Here is a 21,087-nt window from a genome sequence, read left to right on the forward strand (position 1 = left end):
ATCAATGGTCCGTCAACAAGGCGCTGGCCAGCTCGGCCAGGGACTGATCCAGATACAGATACAGCACCAGCAAGATCAGCAAGGGGGCCAGAAGCAGTGTCACCGTGTATCCACTGGGCCTGCCGGTCAGCCGGCCAGCAGGCCGTGGCGGCGCGGCACCGCCTGCCTGCGCCTGGGGAAACAACGACTGCCCTGCGGCAAAACCCGGCATGCCCTGCTCCTGGCGTATCTGTTCCAACAACTGCACCCGCCAGGACTCGAACTCGCCGGGCGCGCGAGCTGCATACTCCCCCTGAAATCCGGCCACCAACACCAGGCCATAGACTTCGCGCACCTGCGTGGCCTCCTCGGGCAGGGCCTGTAGCCGCTGGTAAAATTCGCTACCGGCGCGGGTGGTGCCAAAGTAATGGCGCTGCAAGGGCGTCAAACGCCAATGCCCGGCTCCGGGCCAGGGACTGGTCATGGCCGTCTCGTCGATCCAGGCCACGACGGCAAACAAGGCCGAACCGACCGAGGACTGATCGTGGCCATGGTCACGGGCGCGCGCGCAGGCCTGGTCCAGCGCCTCGATCAGGGCCGCGCCGCTCTGGGCAGCGTCCGTTCCCTGGGAAAAACCGGCGCGCGCCTGGCGCATGACGCTCAAAAAGAAAGAAGCCAGACTGCTGTCCTGTATCACGGGCATCGCGCTCACCATTTGCTGACAATCAATTCAATCTGCAGATTCTCGGGCGCGCCCAGCGCGACCAGGGACACCGCACGCGCCTGCTCCAGCGCCGCCCACCCCGGCGACATGGGGTCGATGTAACAGTACAAAGCCCCGGGTCGGCGGGGAATGCCGCGCGGCGGCTCGGCCAGCTTGAGCAGCTCGACACCGCCCAGCGAATGGGTCACCAGCAACTCGACCTGATCGGGGGCGCACAGCTTGAAGTCGCCCGCAAGGGCTTGCAAGCGCTCTTGCTGCTCGACACCGGCATAGGCCACCAGGTGATAGCGCTGACGGGCGGCAAAAAATGCGTCCGGCAGTTCAGCCTCGTACAGCCCTGCGCTTGCGCCCGCAGGCTGCAGGCGGATCAGCAGCTCGGGGGCCGCGACGATTTCGTTAAGCAGCGCGCTGATCAGAGTGCTCATGGCATGAAAGCCCGCGGCCAAATCTTCGTGCTGATACGGCGGGGCCAGCACCTTGCCGTCCCGGGTCTCGCCCATCATGTCGTAGCGTTCGGAAAAGGTCGACAATTCGCCCACCAACTGACGCAGCAAGCCATAGACTTGCCAGGGATGCGTCTGCGGTGTCTCCAGCACATGGTTGAGCATGGGGCCATAGCGATTGAGCACCTGCAGGGCCACCAGCAAACTTAAATGGTTGCCGTCCAGGTCCTCGGTCCGGCCCAGCCCGCCGGGTTTAAAGACTTCCAACTGGCGCGCCCGCCCGGTCAGTTCGTCGCGAATGCGGCGTACCGTCTCGATCAGCCAGGGGCTGGCCGACAGGTTCAGACTGGGTGGAATGTACTGGCGCTGCAAGCGCGCCTGATCGCCATCCTGCTCCAGCCGCGCCACGGCCAGCAGTTCGTAATGGCCTAATTGGGGCAGTTCCTCGTCCCAGAACACCCGCAAAACGTAATTCATCAGATCCAGCTGGCCCTCTGGGCCCTGAGCGTACTCGTCGGCCACGCTGATCGGATCGGCCGCAGCCACCATGCGGGTGGACACGGCCTGAGCCTGACCGGGATCATCGACCACGCTGACATTGGCCTGGCCCGGCATCATGCGCCGCAGCCCCAGGTAAACGGTACGGCCGGTGGCCAGATCCGCCAGCTCGAAACCGCGCGACTCGATCACGGCATTGCCGGGGTACTGGATGAAACTGCCGTCGCGCAGCCGCGCCGTCAACGCCAGCACTCTGAAATCCAGCGTCTGCAAGGCCGCCTCGTCCAGTTCCAGCTGCAACACGCCCCACGGGTAGGGCTGAGTCTGGGCCATGAACAAAGCCAGGCGTTGATAAAACAGATTGTCGTTATGCTGAAAATGCTGGGGCTGCAAAAACAAGCCCTGATGCCAGAAGATCGGTTGCAAAGGATGAGCGCTCATGGAATCTCTATTTATTTTGTTGACCGGCAGGCCAGGCACCGGCTGTCGGCAAAGTGGCCGCGGGCGGCGTCACAGTATCGGTCTGACTCTCGACGATGGCCTGCGGCCCAAGGCGCAGGCGGATACGCAGCGGCTCGGGCCGGGCCTCGTATTCACGGAACATCAGACCGTGGCTTTCCAGCTTGGCGCCGAACTGATAAAGGCGGGTGCTGCGGGCCGGGTCCAAGTGCTGATAGCCCAGCGCCACGGCCACATAGCGGGCCTTGTCCATGCGCGCCAGCCGAATGCGCCGCTTGACGCCCGGTTCCACAAAAATGCGATCCATACTCAACAAACCGGTCGGCGCGCTATCGGCCATCAACAGGCTTGATAGCTGATCCGGCCTGCTGGAATAGGGCTCAAACACCGAGGGCTCGGCCATCTGCGCCACCACCATCAAGATGGTGTGCGCCTGCCCGCCCCAGGTGTTTAACTGCGGATCGGCATTGATCTCCAGCACCAACGCATCGCGCTCGTACTGCCATTCCAGATCCTTCAAGGCGTCGTCCTTGGATTTGGTCTTGAACATGCCGCAGCCGGTCAACACCAGCGCGGCCAGCAGCACCAGCGCAGCGCTGCGGCCAGCCCGGACAAAATTACTGTGCCTCATTCTCAGCTCCCCACCATCACCGTGCTTTGACTGGGGCTGATGACCGTGCCCACCGAATTGACCGGCATGCCGTTGTGGCCCGTCATGCACCCCAAGCGCACCGCCGGCTTGCCGCCCACCATGACGGTCATGCTGCCATTCATGAATTGCACTTCGCCTTTGATGCGATTGCTGACCATGCCCCCGACGGTGCCGGCCTCATCACCGCTGCTCATCATGATCTTGCTGGCCTGATTCAAAGCGGGCATATTGACCACCAGCACATTGCGCACCAGTCCCGAAGGCTGGGCCATCTGCGTGGTCGCCAGATTAGGGAAAGGCGTCGGTACGGGACCGGCCGGGGTCGGCACTTTGCACACATCGGGAATGGCATTGGCCTGCGCGCCGCCATTATTGAGCATGAACATAAATACAAATCTCCTTGGCAATGCCGGGGCTAGCCCAGATGCACTTGCTGGCCGTCCACGACCACACGTTGGGCACCCCGCAGCTCGACGCTGCGGGCCCGCACACGCCAGTCGCGCTCAATGACCAACCGCTGCGAGGCAGCCGCATAGTCGTCGTGCCCGGCCACGCGGGTGACGCGCTGGCCGGCCTGCAACTGACACTGGCCATCGTGCTGCTGACGCTGGCCGCTGTACTCCTGCCGCTGCGCAAAGTAGCTATGCATGGACTGCCCGGCCAGATGCACGTGCCGGGCCTGTAAAAGATACTGCTCGGCCTGAACGGCCAGATCCGCCCCTTGCAGCACCACGGCCTGCGCCGCCTGCAGATGCAAGGCCCCACCGGCCTGAACACGGACGCTGCCAGCACTGCGCACCACGGTATCCGCAGGCAGATGCAACTGTGCTGTCTGACCGGAACGCTCCAAGACGGCCAGGATGTACGCCTGCTGCTCATCAAGCGTCAACAGCACCACATCGCCCACCTGGGGCTGCAGCAGGCACGAGGCCGCCAACGGCGCAAAACGGCTGCCCATCGCGCCGACCACGCCCCAGCGTTGCCCGGCCTGGACATAGACTTTGGCCTGCACCGTGCGCCACTGCCCCGCTTGCGACGGGTCCTGACTGGTGCGCACCTGTTCGGAACCTGGACTAAGACAAGACATCTGCAACTCCTTTTTTAGATAGCCGACAAGGTCCAGCGCGCATCGGCACGCCAGCGCTCGGCCTGCAGGCGCGGGGCATCATCGCCCCGCAAGTCCTGCTTATCGCAGCCGTCCCAGCACACCTGATGCAAATCGGCCCCGTGTACCCGCATACCCTTGGCCTGCGCACCGCTCAGATCTGCGCCTTGCAAACGCGCATAGCTGACATCGGCATACGCCAGATTGGCTCCCGACAGACACAGGCCCTGCGCATGCGCATGGCCCAGACTGGCTTGTGCCAGACTGGCCCCGCGCGCGCTGGCCTGCGGCAAGCGCGCGTAATTAAAGATCGCCCCAGACAGCTCGGCCCCGTCCAGACACGCCCCATCCAGCCTGCTGAAAGCCAGCGACAGAAATGGTGCCGCAATCTGCGACAAGTCGGCCCGCTCCAGACCGCAATGTTCAAAAGCACACTGCTCGAAACGACCTTGGGCCAGATGAGCGTCCGCCAGGCAGGTGCGACGCACCTGCACCTGAAACCACTGCGCCGCCACGGCCTGCAAGCCGGCCGCCTCGCAATCCATCCACAGTGCCGGTCCGATCTGCTCGGGCAGGCGCAGCCCCCTTAAATCGCAGTGCTGCCAGGTCAAGCCCTGCATCTGCGCCTGGCGCGCCTGCACCTGACTCAAACAGCACTGCAGCCACCAGCCATCGTCCAGATGCGCACCGGACAGATCCGCGCCACTGAAATCGCAGCGCTCAAAGTGCGCCCGGCTCAGAACCGCATTACTCAAGCGCGCCCCCTGAAACTGACAATCGACAAGCACTGCGTCCGATAAATCGCACCCGCTCAAATCAGCATCCCGCAGATTCAAGCCCTCGGCCCGCAGGCCATCGAACTTCAGTCCCGCATAGTGGCCGCCGGACAAGTCCAGATCCCGGACCGCGCCCTGTTCAACCAGGGCCAGCAATTGTTCTGCGCTCAAGCTCATTGTGACGTACCTCCTTGTGCATGTCGGGCCCAGGCAGCCAGATGGCCCAGCAGCGCCCCGTCCAAATCCACGCTGCGCACCGTCGCGCTGCCCAGCTGCGCCCCATACAGATTGGCCCCGCGCCAATCCGTTTGTTCAATCAAGGCGTAATCAAACGCCGCATCCAGAAAATTGGCGCCGGGCCAACGGGCCCCTGTCCAGTTCACCTCCTTGAAGATGGCGCGCGGTGCCTGCACCTGCCAACCCGTCGTGCCACTCAAATCGCAGACGTGCAAAAAGGCATCGCTCAGATCGGACTGATCGAAACGGCTGCCGACCAGGTCGCTGTCCTGCAAACTGGCAGCGCGCATATCGGCGGACCTGACATCCGCCTGGCGCAATACGCACTGGCTATCCAGACGGACATCGACCATCTGCGCCCCGACAAAATCCACAGCCAATCCCTGCGCGCCGGAAAAAGTGGCTCCTCGTAAAACGGCCTGGGCAAAAGACGCCTGATCCATGCTGCATTGCGACAAATCCGCGCCGTCCATCTGCGCTGCGCGCCAATCGCTGCCCGCCAGACGACACCCCGACAGACCCAGACGCTCGGCCTGCGCCTGGGCAAATACCCCACCTTCCAGCGCGCAGTTTTCCCACTGGCCGGCAGCCAAACGCGCAGCGGTCAGAACTACCCCCTGCAGATCGCAATCCTGCAAACGCGCGCCGACCAGATTCAATGCGTCGATCTGCTCACCCGCCAGATTGCAGGCCTGCAGCACCGCGCCGCTCAGATCCGCGCCGTCCAGCCCTACGCCACGCAGATCCAGCCCGGTCAAGGCACACCCGGCCAAGCTATGACCGGCCTGGCGGTGGGCGTGAAACTGCTCCAGGCTGTCGATGACCAGGTCTGGTGTTCCCTGGGAGGCCAGACCAGCCTGCAAAACAGCCAGCTCAGCCGCCAGGCTATCCAGACGCTGATCCATTTCGGCCAGCTCAGCCTGCAGGCTGGCCCCTTGCTCCTCCAGAGCATCAAAGGCGGAAGAAGGCACATCGGGGAACCCCGCCTTGGCGGCCTGGATTTCGGCCAGCACATCCACTGGCACCGGAGCGGACGGCATGCGGGGAAGCTGTGCCAGGGCCAGCAAGGGCCCGGCATCCAGTTCCAGACGCTTGGCAACGTCCTTGACCTGCGTCACCAGCTCCTGCTGGCCCTGCTGCAAGGCCGTTTCAATGCTTTGCATCGGATCGGCATCGTCCGCCTTGGCAATGGACGCAACGGCCGCCAAAGGAGCAATGCGCGGCAAAGAAACCGGACTATAGGGAGCCAGACGCTGCTCCATATCGGCAATCCAGGCATTGCCCTGCTCTCTGCCCTGCTCCAGGCTGTCCTCCAATTGGGACATGATGTGCGGGTCCGCTTGCGGCAGATCAGCGGCATGCGACATTTCCCCGGGCAGATCCGTATCCGCGTCGTCCGGCGAGTCGTGCATCGCGCTGGAGCCTTCTACACCCGCCGCCGCGTGCATCGCTGCCCAGCGAGCCTGCAACTGGGGCAGGCTGCCGGCCGGCTCGTGCGCATACTCGGTAAAAACCGCCGCGGCGGCGATATCGGCCGCATCGGCACGCCGCACCGGAATGCTGGCCCGATACAGCATCAAAACACGCTCATCTTGGGGGAACAGCCACACGGTATCCAGATCAAGAATGGCCTCTTCAATCTGTTCACTCTCCTTTCTGCGCACCAGCAAACGAGGACGCAGCCCCGGCAAACGGCCCGACACGTCCGGTCGTTGCGGATGCATACCCTGCACGCGCCAGGATTCATTACCTTGCCAGAAGCCCTCCTGCACCTGATCCTGGGGAAAGGCATCGAACAAACGCGGATCGGTGTCATCGGGCAGCCAGGGAAAGCGCTCTTTTTCCCAGCGTTCGTCCACCGCCCCCACCCAGCGCATGCGCGAGCCCGCACCGGCGGGCAAACGCGTCAATATCGCCGGTTCCCAACGGTCGGCGGGCGAGAGCACCGGCGCATCCGGATGCTCGGTATGGGGCAGTAAGGTGCCTTGCGCCTGTTCAGGGTCCGCCAGGCAACCGCTACCGTAAGGGTTCTCGTTGTAACCCGGGCCGCCATAGGCCTGGCGCAAGGTCAAGGGCAAGGACTGAAACGGCTCGGCGGCACTGGGCCGCCAGCCGGTCAGCGTGCGCTCCCAGCGACGCGCGCCATGCACATGAAGGCTTTTTTGCAACGCGCCCAATTGCACGCGCACGGCCATCGCCGTCGTACGTTGACCAGGCGGTGCCCAGGCCTGTCCGGCCACGCCATATCCGCCGCGTGTCTTTTTCAGGCCGGCATCAAAGGCCTCGTCCGGAAAGTGCGCCAGCAGCCACGGCCAGGCCTGGGCCTCGGGCAGGCACCCACCCTCTTGCCAAACATAACCCAGCGTCACGATCCAACGCGGCTGTCCCGCCTGGGCATGGTAGGCCTGCATCAGCAGCACATCGTCGGGTTTGTCGATATCCATACGGGCGGCCTTCCTAATTAAGCTTCACGATGCCGTTGGCCTTGATATTGACCGAGGCCGAACCATTGATGCGCACATTCGTGCCCGCCACATCGATCATCGGGGCCTTCATATACACCACCGTATCTTTGACCTTCAACTGCCCTGTCGTGGACATGGACTCCAGAATCACACCGGCATTGCCCGCCTTGATAACCACCTGGGCCTTGCTGATCTTGATCTTGGACATCAAAACTTCCCAGGACAGCAGAGACGTCGGCGCACCTTGCACCGTGGCCTTGCCGGCCACCTGGGTTTCCATCCCTCCGGTCCCCACGATGTACTTGATCGTGCGACTGGTCAGCGTGTAGGCATTGGCCACCGTAATTGACTGCTTGCCATACGTGCCCGTCATGTCGACAACCTTGTTCTGCTGGCTGCGCACCACGCGTTTTTCGGCACCCAGGATGATCTTCTTTTCGTCGCCCTTGGTGATGCGGCTCTGGTCACTCAGCTCCACTTTGGTGTAGTCACGCAGGTCCAGCTCCTTGGAGCCGCTGTACTTGATGCCCACGCTGTAACCCACCACGATGCTGCTCTTGAGCGAGGCCGACGCGCTCATTTCCGCCCCCAGCGAGGTCGAAATCTTGATGGGACTGACATTCAACAGCGAGATATCCAGCACTTTCTCGGGCAGCTTGACATACGACGCCTCGACCCACCCGTCCGTGCCTTCCTTCACTTTTTTGGCCGACGAATTGACATCATCCATCAGCTCTTTGAACTTCTCGCTGGATGTTTTTTTCTTTTTCTTCTCTGCTTTGTCACCGTCTTTCTTGTCCTCATCCGAGCCATCTCCTTCTTTCTCGGGATCGTCAGACACGGCCTGGCCTTTGGCCAGTTTTTCCAGCGCGTTGTCCAGCTTGGCCAGCAGGGCCTGCAATTGCTTGAGCAAGCCATCCATACCCGCTTGCCCGCCTGCCGCTCCTTGCGCTCGGGCCTGCAACTTGGCCAACTCCTGCGCCAGCAAGGCACGCCGGGCCGCCAGTGCCTTCATCTGCACCGGCGCGGTCGCCGTGGGCAAGCAGGCCTGCTCTTCCAGAAAATCGGCCATCGCCTGATCCTGGGCCTGTTTCAGACGTTCACGCGGCTCCGGATCGGTATCCACATTGCCCTTATTACCCACTTCCAGGTGATATATGCCCGGCACCTGCTGGATGAACGAGCGACCCAACAAACCCATGTGTCCCTTCGTGCTCAAACGCACGCCCGAACGGTGAGGGCTGGCGGGGTCTGCACCCAGTTGAAAGGTGCTGTCCAGCGTGGGCGAGGACAGGCGCGTATGCTGCGCACCCTGCCGGTCCTCGAACTCCAGGGCATTCTGGCCCGCCGTGCGCAATCCCGGCTGGGTCGCGTTATCTTGATTACGGATGCTGGGATTTTCTTCGTTGGGTATGGCCGAGACAATCACGGGCCGGTCCGGGTCGCCGCCCAGAAACGACACCAGCACTTCCGTTCCCTTGAGCAAGGGAAAATTCATGCCATGCTGGCTACCTGCATAGGGCGTGGCCATGCGCACCCAGGCCGAATTGCCCCCATCGGGACGATTCGCATCGATGGGCGCGAACAAGAAACGTATCCGGTAACAGCCATGCTCGTTGATCTGGGCATACTCCCCCTGGCCTTCGGCCACCACAATCGCGCTCAAGAATCCAACCACGCGGGGCTTGGGGGTCAGACGGGCCGGACGGAACTGCCGCGACTCGGGCAACACCGTCAACGAAGCCTGATAAAAAGCCTGCTCCTGAACCGCCGCGCCGCCTTGGCGCGGCAAGGGCTGGCGTCCCTCGTGGCGCAGCGCAATCACAAAGTAGCGCTGGTTGAAATCGGCACGAAAATGCTCGTGCAATTGCACCGGATAACCGGCACGCACACCCGGCGCCAGCGCCACGCCCTGAAAACGGCTGCGCTGGCAGGCAATCTCCTCGGCACGCAAGGTCGCCATGCGCTCGCCATCGTCCTGCTTGCTGTAATGGGCCCCATAGATCTCCACGCTGCCCACACCATCGAACCTGTCTTGTGGTGGCTGTCCCTGCGGATCGATGGCTGCCTTCATGGTCAGATTCAGGGAAGGCTGGCTGACCGAAAAATCCCGCAGCACTACCGCGCGTGGCGACACGCTGAGCGCATGATCGAAACGCGACACCCCGACCCGACTCTGTTCGCCGCTCAAGGCACCGGCCGGCCGCCAATACAGCGGGACGGCCTGACGTGGCTGCTGTGGGCGTTCGTGGCCAAAGACCAGAATTTCATGGTCTACGCCGTGCTCGAACCAATAATAGACGCCCTCGTGCTCCAACCGCCGCGACAGGAAATCCAGACTACTTTCTTCGAACTGACAGATAAACCCCGTGCGCGTGGCCGCCAACAGATCTGCGGACAGACGCATGCAATACTGCGCGCCAGAGTCCTGAGCCGGTTCACCTTGCTTGTTCAGCCCGCACTGCGCCAACACCATGCGGATAACAGTGCCCAGATCGGGTTTGCCGCCTGCCTGCGCGTCGGCCTGCACATAGACCCGCGAAAGCCGGAACATACGCAGCAGCGCCATCTGCGGTTCGAGCACAGCGCGGTAATGAGCAAAGCCATCGTCCCGATGGGTCTGCCGCAATTCGGTGATGATGCCGTGCCAGGGCAGCCAGCGCTCCTGCGCATCCAGCACGCTCAAGGTGGCACGCGCGCCCAACAACTCTTCCAGATTGATATCGTCGCGCGCAGACGCCAGCTCGATCTCGAAACGATAAGGCCGCGAAACGGCCTCCTCGCCGGACCAGCGGGTCACCAGAAAAAGGTCGGGATCGGCCAGACCGCAACGGAAACTGGCCAGGGCCTGTTCGGTATCGTAGTCATTCAACATACATTAACCCTCCATCCGTATCACCCAGGGCTGCGCTGCCTGTGGGTCCACATCCACGCTCAGCGCAGCCGGACCGCCGCCATCGGCCATCCAGGCCAACACCCGGTCAGACAGCGCCGGCAACAGACTCTTGCGCAAAATAAAATCGATATTGCGCGCGCCGCTGTCCACCTCGGTGCAGCGCGCCGCAATCGCCTGGGCAACCGCCGGGGCAAATTCCAGGCTCAGGCCGTTGCTGGTTTGCAGACGCTGCACGGTGCGGGCCAGCTTGATCTGCACAATCTGCGCCAGCGCCTGATCCGACAGCGTGCCGTACGGCACCACCGTCATGCGCGCCAGCAGCGCCGGTTTGAAATGCCGCGACAGCGTAGGCCGGATGCGCTCGGCCAACTCGTCGGCCTGAGGCGGCGGGTTCTCGGCCCGGGCGGCCGTCAGAATGTCGGTCGCCAGATTGCTGGTCAGGAAAATCACCGTGTTGGAAAAATCGATCAGCCGGCCTTCGCCATCGGCCAGCGAACCTTTGTCAAACACCTGATAAAACAGATTGACCACATCCAGATGGGCCTTTTCCACCTCGTCCAGCAACACCACGCTGTAGGGCCGCTTTCTGACCGCCTCGGTCAGCACGCCACCCTCGCCATAGCCCACATAGCCGGGAGGCGATCCCACCAGCCGGCTGACCGTGTGCTTTTCCTGAAATTCGCTCATATTGATGGTGGTCAGCGCCTGTTCGCCGCCAAACATCTCGTCGGCCACGGCCAGGGCCGTTTCAGTCTTGCCCACGCCCGATGGACCGGCCAGCAGGAATACCCCCAAGGGCTGACGCGGATCGCGCAAGCCGGACTGGGCCGCCTTGAGCACTTGGGCAATCTGCTCCAGGGCCTCATCCTGCCCACGGATGCGCTGACGCAATTGCCCCGCCAACCCCAGGACGGCGCTGGCACCGTCGCGCTGCATCTTGCCCAGCGGCACGCCGGTCCAATCCGAAACCACCTGCGCCACCGTATCGGGCCCGACCTCGGTAAACAACAAGGGCTCATCGCCCTGCAGACTGCGCAGATGATCGCGCGCCTGGGCCAAGGCCTGCGTCAAGGCCTCGGGCGTCTGTTCAGACTCCGCTGCATCATCGCTTTGCTCAGGCCCGGCATCCTCGTTATCTGCCTGCAAGCGGGCCAGACGCTGGCGCAAGTCCAGCACCTGCTGCGCCGCGGCCCGCTCGGCCTGCCAGCGTTCGATCAAGGCCTCCAGGCCCACATTTTCCTGCTGTGCCTGCGCGTCGATCTGATCCAGACGAGCGGCGTCGATCGCATGGCCATGCGTCTGATCGCGCACCAAGGCCTCGCGCTCGCGCGCTAAGCCGGCCAGACGGCGTTCGATCCGCTCCACACCCGCCGGCTTGACTCCCAGGCTGATGCGTACACGGGCCGCTGCCGTATCCAGCAGGTCGACCGCTTTGTCCGGCAACTGCCGGCCGGTAATGTAGCGTTCCGACAAGGTGGCCGCGGCCTGCAAGGCATCGTCACGCACGCTGACGCCATGCACCGCTTCGTAGCGGCTCTTGAGCCCGCGCAGTATCTGCACCGCCGTGGCACTGTCGGGTTCATCCAGCTTGATCAATTGAAAACGTCGCGTCAGAGCCGGATCGCGCTCGAAATACTTCTTGTATTCAGCCCAGGTGGTCGCGGCAATCGTGCGCAATTCGCCCCGCGCCAACGCGGGTTTGAGCAGATTGGCCGCATCGCTACCGCCAGTCGCTCCGCCCGCGCCAATCAACATATGTGCTTCGTCGACAAACAAAATAATGGGCTGCGGCGACGCCTTGATGGCATCGATCACCGCGCGTAGGCGCTGCTCGAACTCCCCCTTGACGCTGGCGCCGGCTTCCAGCAGGCCCAGATCCAGGCCCAGCAAGCGGGTGCCGCGCAAAAACTCGGGCACATCGCCCTGCTCGATGCGCAAGGCCAGCCCTTCGACCACCGCCGTCTTGCCCACGCCGGGTTCACCGACGCAGATCGGGTTGTTCTTGCGCCGCCTCGCCAAAATGTCGATCATCTGGCGAATTTCATCGTCGCGCCCGAACACCGGGTCTATCTGCCCACGCGCCGCCTTGGCCGTGTAGTCCTCGCAGAACCGCGCCAAGGCGCCATCGTCGGCCGAGGCCGCCGCCGCAGCGCCGCTATGTTGTTCGACCGGCTCGTATGCCTGTTCGGCCGATCCCCCCGTCCAGGCGGCAAACTGCTTGTGCAACTGCTCGCTGGACAAAGCGCGCAGGCTCTCGCCCCACGGCGTGCCGGCGGCGTAGTAACCCAGCCGCGTCAACAAGGCCAACAACAAGGCGCCGCTGCGTACATGGCGCGCCCCCAGATTGACCGACGCCATCAGCCAGCCGTCCTGCAACCATTCCGTCAGCAAGGGCGAGAACACCGGACGGCCCGGATTGCCGTTCTTGAAGCGAGCCAGCGCGTCTTCCAATTGGGCCGCCAGTCGCACACCGTCGACCTGACTCTGGGCCAGGATATGGGCCAGATCGCTGCCCCCCTCACTCAACAGACGATGCAGCAAGTGCTCGATGCTGATTTCATAATGCCCTCGTGCCAGGGTCAGGCCAGCAGCCGACTCGACGGCCGCTGTGCACAAGGGGTTGAGCCGGGCAAACAAAGGCTTTAAGTCAACGAGCATCATGATCATCGTTCTCCGCAGTAAAAAGATTCAAGCCGAAACGCACCGGCCGCTCGGCCAGTACCCGGCTACGGCCTTGGCCCAGCCATGTGTTGCATCCCAGCCGCTGCCAGCCCCGGCCCAGACAGGCACCCTGGCGCTGCTGCGGCTCCAGCCACAATTGCAGCTCACACTGCAGCGGGGCGCTCAAATACCAGGCCACGGTGCGGCTGAGCCGATCAAACAGCGGCGCGCCGGGCAATAAGTCATGAAACAAATCTGCCTGCAAAGGGCCAATTTCAATATCGGCATTGCCGGCGCAATCGCGCACCTGCTCGCCCAGCACACTGTCCTGACCCAGGCTGCAGGCCTGCCCGCCCAAACGGCTGCGGTACACCGGAGCGATGCGCACAAAGCGCGACGCACACGGATGCACCCGAACCGGCAACCCGCCCAACATGCCCGCCAGCAAACTTTGCAAGCCCAGGGCGGAGCGCGACTTCATGCCCAGATTGCCGGCAAAGGGCAACAGCGCCTGCGCATCGTCCTGGCGTTCGGGCGCTTCGCGCAAGCCCACCAGGGCATACAACTGGCGCAGGCGCTGGCCATCGCGGCGCTCGTGCACCGCCAGCCAGATCCGATACTTTTCCCAGGCCTGATACAGCAGCGGGTACAAGGCCGCATGCACAATATCGACAAAGTCGCGCCGGGCCGAATAGCCCTGCATTGCTTCCTGGATCAGGTCTTCGGTATAAAACGTCGGCAGCGGCGAGGTCACGCCATACAAGCCAAAGAAATTGGCTTCGATATGAAAGCGTCCGTCGTCACTGCGTTGAACGTCGGCCAGATCCGACTCGGGGAAGGCCAGCGTCAGGGCGGGCCGGATACGCAGACGCTCGCGCAGCGCCGCGTCGTCCCCCAGATGCTGACGCAGCAAGCGCGCCGCCTGGAAAAAACTGTATTGCGGGGCCTGGGCCTGCAGATCCTGCAGCAGGCGGGCACCTACAACAGGCGTTGCTGACCGATCTGCGCTGGCCATTGCAGCGTCTCCCCATGGACAGTGTCATGCAGCGTCAAGGCGATGAAGGTATTCATCGTGGCGCAGCCGGACAGAAATTCGTTCAGGACCGAACCGAACAGATACAGACTGCCGGGGCCGGAAAAGTGGTCCCCCGCGCACTCGATGCGCACCGCGCTGCCCTGCACGGGCATGCCGCGCACCATACGGCGCTGGCTTTGAACCTGAACCTGCTGAATGGATTCGATCTGGCGCAAACCGGCAGCCCTCTGCCCGGACTCCCCGCGCTGTTCGGGTAAGTACAGCAACAGCAATTTGCGCAGACTCTCGGCGCTGGACAGCGCCATCTGATTAGCCTGCATATGCGAGAGCACGCGCCAGAGCAAGTCCTGCGCCAGATACGGTTCGCGATAAGGCGTCACACCGGTGATATTGGAAAACATCACCCTGGCCGGCGAACGGTCGGTCGCCTCGCAGATCTCGCCCAGGCGCAGATCATCCGGCCCGCTGCCGTCGGTGCAGCTTAGGCGCAGCGACAAGACCTGCTCGCCATCCTGCGCCAGGCCCGCGCCCGGCAGGCTTAAATAATGTTCACAACCCGAACCCAATGCCGACGGGCGTACGCGTATATGGTAGGACTGGGCACCGGGCACGCAGTCGCTGGCCGGCTGATAGTCTTGTTCCTGCCCATCGGCGCTGCGCAAATCTACCCGATCCACACTGTAGATCTGCGCGCCATGACGCCCGGTCACCGGCCGGATACGATATTCCGGCTGCCGGTGGTCCACATACAAAGGCTGGCCATCCAGCGGATACAAATTGACGGCTGGGCTCGCATGCAAGACAAAATTGTCCACACTAACCTCCGGTGCCCAATCCGGCAGACGGTCGAACTCAAAACGCAGCACCAGCCGAGTGCCCTGGCGGGCACGCCAGCGCTCCAGCCCCGTCAGCTCCAGAAAACGCAGCTTTTCGGGCAGAGAAAAATATTCATGCAAAATCCGCCAGGCCGGATGCGCGCCTGCCGGCCAGGGCAATAAAGGATAGGCCGGATCAAAACCGAACGGATGCAGGCAGGCCGGCTCCAGACGCACCATGCCGCTCTCGGGCGAGCCGACCAAAATAGCGCGCGTATCGCGCATCAGAATCCGAAACAGGCCGCTGGCCACCGTGTCGCTGCCACCCAGCCACAGACGCAAAGCGTTCCCTTGCCACTGGGCCGCATCCAGCCCGGTCAGGGCCAGCTCCAGCACCAGCGCCGGTACCTGACTGGCGCGTTGACCGGCGTCCCAGTACGCCTGTTCCAGCCGCAAGGGCTCGACCGCCACCGGGTAAATCGCATTGAATACAGCGCGTTCGCCCTGCTCGCCCGACGAGGTGAACGTCGTGCCGACCGGCACCTGCAAGGTCTCGCCCGTCACGCTGCGGGGGCTGTACTGCATAATGGTCATGCACGGCACAGGACGCAGGAACTGGGGAAACATCAATTGCGCCAGGCTTTGCACAAACTCGGGAAAATCGTCGTCCAGCCGCTGGCGCACCAGCCCGGTCATGAAGGCCACGCCTTCGAGCAAGCGCTCTACATCGGCATCGACCGCGGCTGCACTGCCCAGCAACGGTGCCAAGGCCGGATTGCGACGACCGAATTCAGCCGCCAAGGAGCGCAGATTGTGCAGTTCCTGTTCGTAGTATCGATTCAACATTCCCATTTCCCTGGAGCACGCGCGACCGCCGGCAGGTAGGTCATTGCGCTTGCAAAGACACCCGGCCGGACGAGGAAATCGACGTGGCCAGCCGTATCGGCAGCTCGTGGTCGTCTACCTGCACCACGCCTTCAAGCGAAAAGCTCAAGGACAGCACCTCACTGCCCTGCTCGCTGACCTGCACTTTGGGCGCTTTCAGACGTGGCTCGTAGCGCTCGATCATGCGTGTAATGCTGTCGATGATCTCGCGCGTGGACCCGGTGCTGAAGGAGCCGGCCAGATTAGTGAAATCCGGCACCCCGAACTCCGGGTCCAGCGGCACGCTGCCGCGCCGGGTATTCAGGATGCGCTGCAGATGCTCGCGTATCGAGACCACCAGCACCTGGGCACGTGTAGCCTGGGTCTGGATCTGCCCCGTCTCCAGCGCGGCAATACGCTCAAGCAGACGCAACTCGCGCATCCCTTTTCCCCTTTACTTTGGCGTGAGCCAGGAGTCTTCGGCCTCGATGCCGTCCGGCTCCCATGTCCAGACGATTTTCTCGTAGGTCAGGGCGATGTCTTCCATATGGCCGAACTGGCGGTTCTCGGGAGCCAGGCAGTTAGGCACCCAGGTACGCGAACTGGTCACCACGGCCTTTTCCAGACGGATGGTGTAGTACTTTTCTTCCGTGCCTTTAGGGCTGATCCGGTAAAATTCCAGCTCGACTTTGCTCAGCTGTTCGCCCGAGCACTGTGCCTGGAAGATCTTGGGCGAAGATTTGTCGATTTCCTTGGTCAAGGTAATGCCCAGGTGCTGGCGCTTGCCCGAAGGCAGGCCCGTTTGCGGGCTCTTGGGCAGTTCAATACGATGATCGACGGCCTGAATCAGAATCTTGCCGCTGTGGCCCTGAACTTCGCAGGACCCTTCGATCTTGCCCTGGGTTTCGCCTTCAAGCGTGAGATAGCATGGCATAGGCATGGTAAATTACTCCTGTTGTTAACTGACTGTGTGATGACATAAGCAGTAGTTGCCAATACCGGATACACCACGACGCCTGGCTGGCGTCGCGCCGGTGCCTCAAGGCGGCGATCCTGTGTCAGCAGGATCGCCCGCCCTCAAACTCAGTTTTTGTCCAGCTTGCCCACCAGCGACAGCGTGAACGATGCGCCCATGTACTTGAAGTGCGGACGCACTTTCAAGCCCACGCGGTACCAGCCTGGATCGCCTTCCACATCCGACACCGTTACCTCGGCCTGCCGCAAGGGCCGGCGGCTGCGCACGCCGGCGCTGGGGTTGTCCATATCGGCCACGTACTGACGAATCCATTCGTTCAGCTCGGCCTCCAGGTCATTGCGCTCTTTCCAGGTGCCGATGTTCTCGCGCTGGATCACCTTGATGTAGTGCGCCAGGCGGCTGACCACATAGATGTATGGCAGTTGCGTGCCCAGCTTGTAGTTGGTCTCGGCCACCTTGCCTTCTTTGTTATTGCCAAAGAACTTGGGCTTTTGCGAGGAATTGGCCGAAAAGAAGGCCGCATTGTCCGTATTCTTGCGCATGGTCAGCGCGATAAAGCCCTGTTCGGCCAGCTCGAATTCGCGCCGTTCGGAGATCAGCACTTCGGTCGGAATCTTGGTCTGGGTCTCGCCCATTGCCTCGTAGTTGTAGATAGGCAGATCCTCGACCGCACCCCCGCCTTGCGGCCCGATGATATTGGCGCACCAGCGATAGCGGGCAAAACTGTCGGCCAGACGGTCGGCAAAGGAAAAAGCCGCATTGCCCCACAAGAAATTCTGGTTGCCGCCCGACACATCTTCGTTGTAATTGAAGGTCTTGGCCGGCACCGTGTCCTCGCCATAAGGCACGCGCAGCAAAAAGTGCGGCAGGGTCAGGCCCACGAAGCGGGCATCGTCGGACTGGCGGAACGCATTCCACTTGGTAAACTGCGGACCTTCAAAGACCGCGCTCAGGTCTTTCAGATTGGGCAGCGCCGAATAATTGTCCACGCCAAAAAACTGCGGACCGGCCGAGGCGATGAACGGCGCATGAGCCATAGCGGACACGCTGGCCAGCGACTGCAGCAGCTTGATGTCCTGCGTGCCGGGGCCGAACTCATAATTGCCGATGATCGAACCAAAGGGCTGACCGCCGAATTGCCCGAACTCAGCCGTGTAAACAGCGGTATACAAACCCGAGCGGGTGATGTCGGTGGCATCTTCAAAGTCTTCCAGCAGCGCCTGCTTGGACACGTTCAGGATGGCCAGCTTGTTGTTCTCGCGGAAATCCGTGCGGTCGACCAGGAATTTCAACCCCGTCCAGGCCGACTCCAGGCGCTGGAAATCGGCATGGTGCAAGATCTGGTCTACTTGACGGCACAGTTTGCGGTCCAGATTGGCAATCATCTCGTCAATCAGGCCCTGGCTGATCTTCTCGCTTTGGCGACCCGGTTCAAGCAACTCGGCCACAAACGCTTCCAGGCCCTGACGAGTAATCGAATACGCCTCGTCATCGGGCCGCAGGCGGGTCGATTCAATCAGCTCATCAAGCAGCGAGCCGCCTTCCTGAGCACCTTGCGCGGCCTGGGCCTGTTGTTCTGGTGTGTTTGCTGTCATGTTTTATTCCCCTTGCTTTTCCTGTACGCCCAACTCGGCCAGCAGGCGCTGGCGCGTGCCCTCGTCCTGCACCAAGCCCTGCAAACGCTTGCGAAAATCGGGCAGATTGCCCAGCGGCCCCTTCAAGGCCTTGAGCGCATCGCGCAAAGCAATCAGTTGGCGCAGTTCGGGCACCTGATCGACCAGCGCATCAGGCTGAAAATCGCGCATGGACTCAAAACGCAGGTCCACGGTCAGTTGATCGTCCGGGCCGGCCTGCTCGTTGAGCTTGTCCTGCACCAGCAATTTCAGAGACAGGTTCTGCGCCTTGAGCACTTCATTGAACGTGTCCTTGTCCACGCTGACCGGCACACGCGTATCCAATGGCGTGCTGTCCTCGCGCAAGGTGAAGTCGCCCAGCACCAATTGGCGAAACGGCAATTCCACCTGTTCCTGGGCATCGCCCGTAGCGGGCTTGTACACAATATTGACGCGCTCTTTCGGGGCGACGGAACCATCAGCAGCCATGTCTGTTTCTCCTGTTTAGAAAATCGGGGTCTCTTCTTTTATCGGGCACGCAGCAGTTGCTCCCCACCCGTCTTTAACCGCGCCAGCGCGCCATCCAGCAAACGCCGCGCGGCCTCGGCCTCGGCCCCGGCCGCCATCACCAAAGAGGCCAGGCCCAACACATCCAATCCCTCACTCTCCAACACCACCGCCTTGGCTGGCCCGGCGCTGATCGCCACAGGCGCAACCGGCTGCGCCCCGGACTCGTTCAGCCAGGCAAGCGTCTGTTCGTCGGCAAAGGGCCGCCCATCGCTAAAGGCCAGGCGCTCCAGGCCCGGCAAACGCTGCAACAGCGCTTGGGTTTCAGTCAGAATCGTCTGCGCACCCGCCTGCCCCTGGGGCAACGCTTGTGCCGCTTGATAAGCCAGACGATTCAAATCCAGCCAAAAACGCAAACGACCCAGACGCGACTCAGCAAAGCGCAAGATGGCCGCCGGGTCCTGAGCGTCACTCAAACGCTCCAGCACCGCCAGGTCCGCAACAGGCGGGGGAGCGACGCGCGTCACCCCTTCCTGGGCAAGCGGCAGGGTATCCAGAAACAGCCAGGCGCTCTGCCGATTCAAGCGCAGCAACCAGGGCGTGGCCAACAGTGCATCATCCAGGGTCAGCAAGGACTCCTGCATCGTGGCCACGCTGTGTTCCACATAGCGCTCCGCGCCGGCCACATCGCTTAGCGTCACGGCGGCAATGGCAACGGCTTTCTCGTTCACCGTATCGGCCGCAGGCGCAGTGGTCTTATCAGACTGCGCAGCAGGCGTTACTGGCGCGGCGATCTTGTCGGGCACGGCCACCGACTCGGCTGTCTGGGGCGTCAGGGCGGATTCGCCCGGCGGTTCAGCAACCGGGGAATCAGGAATGACAGATTCAGGCGCGGCATCCGTGCCGAATGTCTCGTCCTGGGCTGACGGCAACAGTTCCGCCAAACGCTTGCCCAGACGCCACCAGGCCGGCGGCTCGTCATCCCGAGCCTGCCAGAACGTATCCAGTTCATCACACAAAGCCAGAACCTGCTCACGCTGCTGCGGCTCCAGTCCCGCCCCGCTCCAATCCGGCTCGGACAGCACGGCCTCGCATTCGTCCAGCAACCACTGGACCTGATTGCGCCGTCCGCGCAGGCGCGCCGCCGCCGGACTCATGCTGTCCCAATGCAAGGTGTGCAGATCACGCAGCACCTGCAGGCCAGCCGCCAAGCCAGGCGCGCCATATTGATGCAGCCAGGCACCGCACAGCCAGGCACCCGCGCTCAGATCCTTGCCTTCTTTAGCCAATACCTGACCGGCCAGGGAAGCGACCAATGCCCAGTCCACGGACGTAGCGGCATGCATATCCACACGCTTGCCGATTTCGGCCTGAAGCGACGCAAAAGTCTCGCCGTCACGTGGCATCTGCCCATGAGGTTGTGCTTCGCTGATCGCTCGTGCGCCAAGCTGGCTATCCAACATCACTCCGTGCTCCCAGAGTCCGGTCACCGGATGAAGGGCGACCTGCTATTGATGCACGAAGTATAGAAATGCCATGTTTAATTACCGTCCAAAGATTTCCGTTACCTATCTGTTACACGGAACGGCACAATAAACACTATGTAAACGCCCTGCTTCTGGCGCTGTACACACCGAACAGCCAGAGGCACACTGCCGCAATGCCAGGCAGTCCCTACAGCGCGACCAGCCCTTGCAAGGATTCCACTCGTAGGATGCACAACTGACCACGCCGGTCCGATATCCAGCCCAGGCGTCGCCATTTTCCAAAAATACGACTTAATGTTTCAGCACGCATACCCAGCTTGACGGCAATTTGCGAATAACTCAGCGGCAGCACCACAGGCTGACTGCCTTGCGGCTTGCCCGCCCGTAACACATATTCGGCCAGCCGCTCCTCGGCCGAACTGGAAGTCAACCAATCAATCTGATCCGTATGATGACGAATCAGATGGGCGCTAAAGCTCAGGACCTGCACGGCAAAGCGTGCATCGTCACGGCACAAGCGCCGAAACGCCTCCCCATCGAGCAGGCAGCCTGTGCCGGCCGTGCACGCCCGCACGCTGTGCAAATGGCGGGGCGTGGTTTCAAACAGCGTAGCCACCGACAGCCATCCTCCCGGCCCCACGTGTCCAAACACTTTGTCACTGCCCTCGGCGGTATAGCGCAAGCCCTGCAAACGCCCTGCGCACACCAGCAGGCAGGCGCTGGCCGGCTGGCCTTCGGTAAACAGCAGATCGCCGGCCTCAAACCGTATCCAACGGCTGCGCTGTGCCAGTTCCAGCACGGCGTGTTCGCCCACCTCTGCGAACCACGGATGGCTGCGCAAGGCAGAAATCAACAAAGCGGAAGCTGAATTGACAATAGTCATTTGAAATACGT

17 protein-coding genes are annotated in these 21,087 nt (G+C 62.3%); all 17 read right to left on the reverse strand.

Annotated features, from left to right (window positions below; all coding sequences use genetic code 11):
- Position 1 precedes the first annotated feature (1 nt).
- The gene (locus AADW57_RS09800) at positions 2-682 is read right to left on the reverse strand and encodes a DotU family type IV/VI secretion system protein (protein ID WP_341666711.1); all 681 of its coding nucleotides are present in this window, start codon (positions 680-682) and stop codon (positions 2-4) included.
- A gap of 5 nt (positions 683-687) precedes the next feature.
- Positions 688-2,085 carry a type VI secretion system baseplate subunit TssK gene (gene tssK, locus AADW57_RS09805; RefSeq protein ID WP_341666712.1) on the reverse strand — a complete coding sequence of 466 codons (1,398 nt, stop codon included), beginning with the start codon at positions 2,083-2,085 and terminating at the stop codon, positions 688-690.
- 7 nt (positions 2,086-2,092) lie between these two features.
- On the reverse strand, positions 2,093-2,734 hold the full coding sequence (gene tssJ, locus AADW57_RS09810) for a type VI secretion system lipoprotein TssJ (RefSeq protein ID WP_341666713.1): 642 nt from the start codon (positions 2,732-2,734) through the stop codon (positions 2,093-2,095).
- Between the two features lie 2 nt (positions 2,735-2,736).
- The gene (locus tag AADW57_RS09815; RefSeq protein WP_341666714.1) at positions 2,737-3,141 is read right to left on the reverse strand and encodes a DUF4150 domain-containing protein; all 405 of its coding nucleotides are present in this window, start codon (positions 3,139-3,141) and stop codon (positions 2,737-2,739) included.
- A 29-nt stretch (positions 3,142-3,170) separates the two neighbouring features.
- Entirely contained in the window at positions 3,171-3,842 is a 672-nt protein-coding gene (locus tag AADW57_RS09820) for a DUF3540 domain-containing protein (RefSeq protein WP_341666715.1), read from the reverse strand.
- A 14-nt stretch (positions 3,843-3,856) separates the two neighbouring features.
- Complete coding sequence (locus AADW57_RS09825) at positions 3,857-4,813, reverse strand: pentapeptide repeat-containing protein (protein ID WP_341666716.1); 957 nt, start codon at positions 4,811-4,813, stop codon at positions 3,857-3,859.
- Positions 4,810-7,317, reverse strand: a complete 2,508-nt coding sequence (locus AADW57_RS09830) for a DUF2169 family type VI secretion system accessory protein (protein ID WP_341666717.1) — start codon at positions 7,315-7,317, stop codon at positions 4,810-4,812. Before AADW57_RS09830 ends, AADW57_RS09825 begins: the two co-directional genes overlap by 4 nt.
- A 13-nt stretch (positions 7,318-7,330) precedes the next feature.
- The gene (locus tag AADW57_RS09835; protein WP_341666718.1) at positions 7,331-10,213 is read right to left on the reverse strand and encodes a type VI secretion system Vgr family protein; all 2,883 of its coding nucleotides are present in this window, start codon (positions 10,211-10,213) and stop codon (positions 7,331-7,333) included.
- 3 nt (positions 10,214-10,216) lie between these two features.
- Positions 10,217-12,901, reverse strand: coding sequence for a type VI secretion system ATPase TssH (gene tssH / locus AADW57_RS09840; protein ID WP_445819138.1), 2,685 nt, complete (start codon positions 12,899-12,901; stop codon positions 10,217-10,219).
- Positions 12,882-13,910 carry a type VI secretion system baseplate subunit TssG gene (gene tssG / locus AADW57_RS09845; RefSeq protein WP_341666720.1) on the reverse strand — a complete coding sequence of 343 codons (1,029 nt, stop codon included), beginning with the start codon at positions 13,908-13,910 and terminating at the stop codon, positions 12,882-12,884. Before tssG ends, tssH begins: the two co-directional genes overlap by 20 nt.
- Positions 13,874-15,592 (reverse strand): type VI secretion system baseplate subunit TssF, encoded by a 1,719-nt coding sequence (tssF, locus tag AADW57_RS09850; protein WP_341666721.1) that lies wholly within the window; start codon positions 15,590-15,592, stop codon positions 13,874-13,876. The genes tssG and tssF overlap by 37 nt, the downstream gene beginning before the upstream one ends.
- A gap of 40 nt (positions 15,593-15,632) precedes the next feature.
- Complete coding sequence (gene tssE / locus AADW57_RS09855) at positions 15,633-16,052, reverse strand: type VI secretion system baseplate subunit TssE (RefSeq protein WP_341666722.1); 420 nt, start codon at positions 16,050-16,052, stop codon at positions 15,633-15,635.
- 12 nt (positions 16,053-16,064) lie between these two features.
- Positions 16,065-16,550, reverse strand: a complete 486-nt coding sequence (locus AADW57_RS09860; RefSeq protein WP_003799821.1) for an Hcp family type VI secretion system effector — start codon at positions 16,548-16,550, stop codon at positions 16,065-16,067.
- A 143-nt stretch (positions 16,551-16,693) separates the two neighbouring features.
- The gene (tssC, locus tag AADW57_RS09865) at positions 16,694-18,181 is read right to left on the reverse strand and encodes a type VI secretion system contractile sheath large subunit (RefSeq protein WP_341666723.1); all 1,488 of its coding nucleotides are present in this window, start codon (positions 18,179-18,181) and stop codon (positions 16,694-16,696) included.
- 3 nt (positions 18,182-18,184) lie between these two features.
- Positions 18,185-18,688 (reverse strand): type VI secretion system contractile sheath small subunit, encoded by a 504-nt coding sequence (tssB, locus tag AADW57_RS09870; protein ID WP_341666724.1) that lies wholly within the window; start codon positions 18,686-18,688, stop codon positions 18,185-18,187.
- A 38-nt stretch (positions 18,689-18,726) separates the two neighbouring features.
- A complete protein-coding gene (locus tag AADW57_RS09875) occupies positions 18,727-20,169 on the reverse strand; it encodes a type VI secretion system domain-containing protein (protein ID WP_341666725.1) in 1,443 nt (480 codons plus the stop codon).
- 211 nt (positions 20,170-20,380) lie between these two features.
- Positions 20,381-21,076 carry a Crp/Fnr family transcriptional regulator gene (locus tag AADW57_RS09880; RefSeq protein ID WP_341666726.1) on the reverse strand — a complete coding sequence of 232 codons (696 nt, stop codon included), beginning with the start codon at positions 21,074-21,076 and terminating at the stop codon, positions 20,381-20,383.
- Between the last annotated feature and the right edge of the window lie 11 nt (positions 21,077-21,087).

This window comes from Alcaligenes sp. SDU_A2, assembly GCF_038237375.1.
Lineage (GTDB): Bacteria > Pseudomonadota > Gammaproteobacteria > Burkholderiales > Burkholderiaceae_B > Alcaligenes.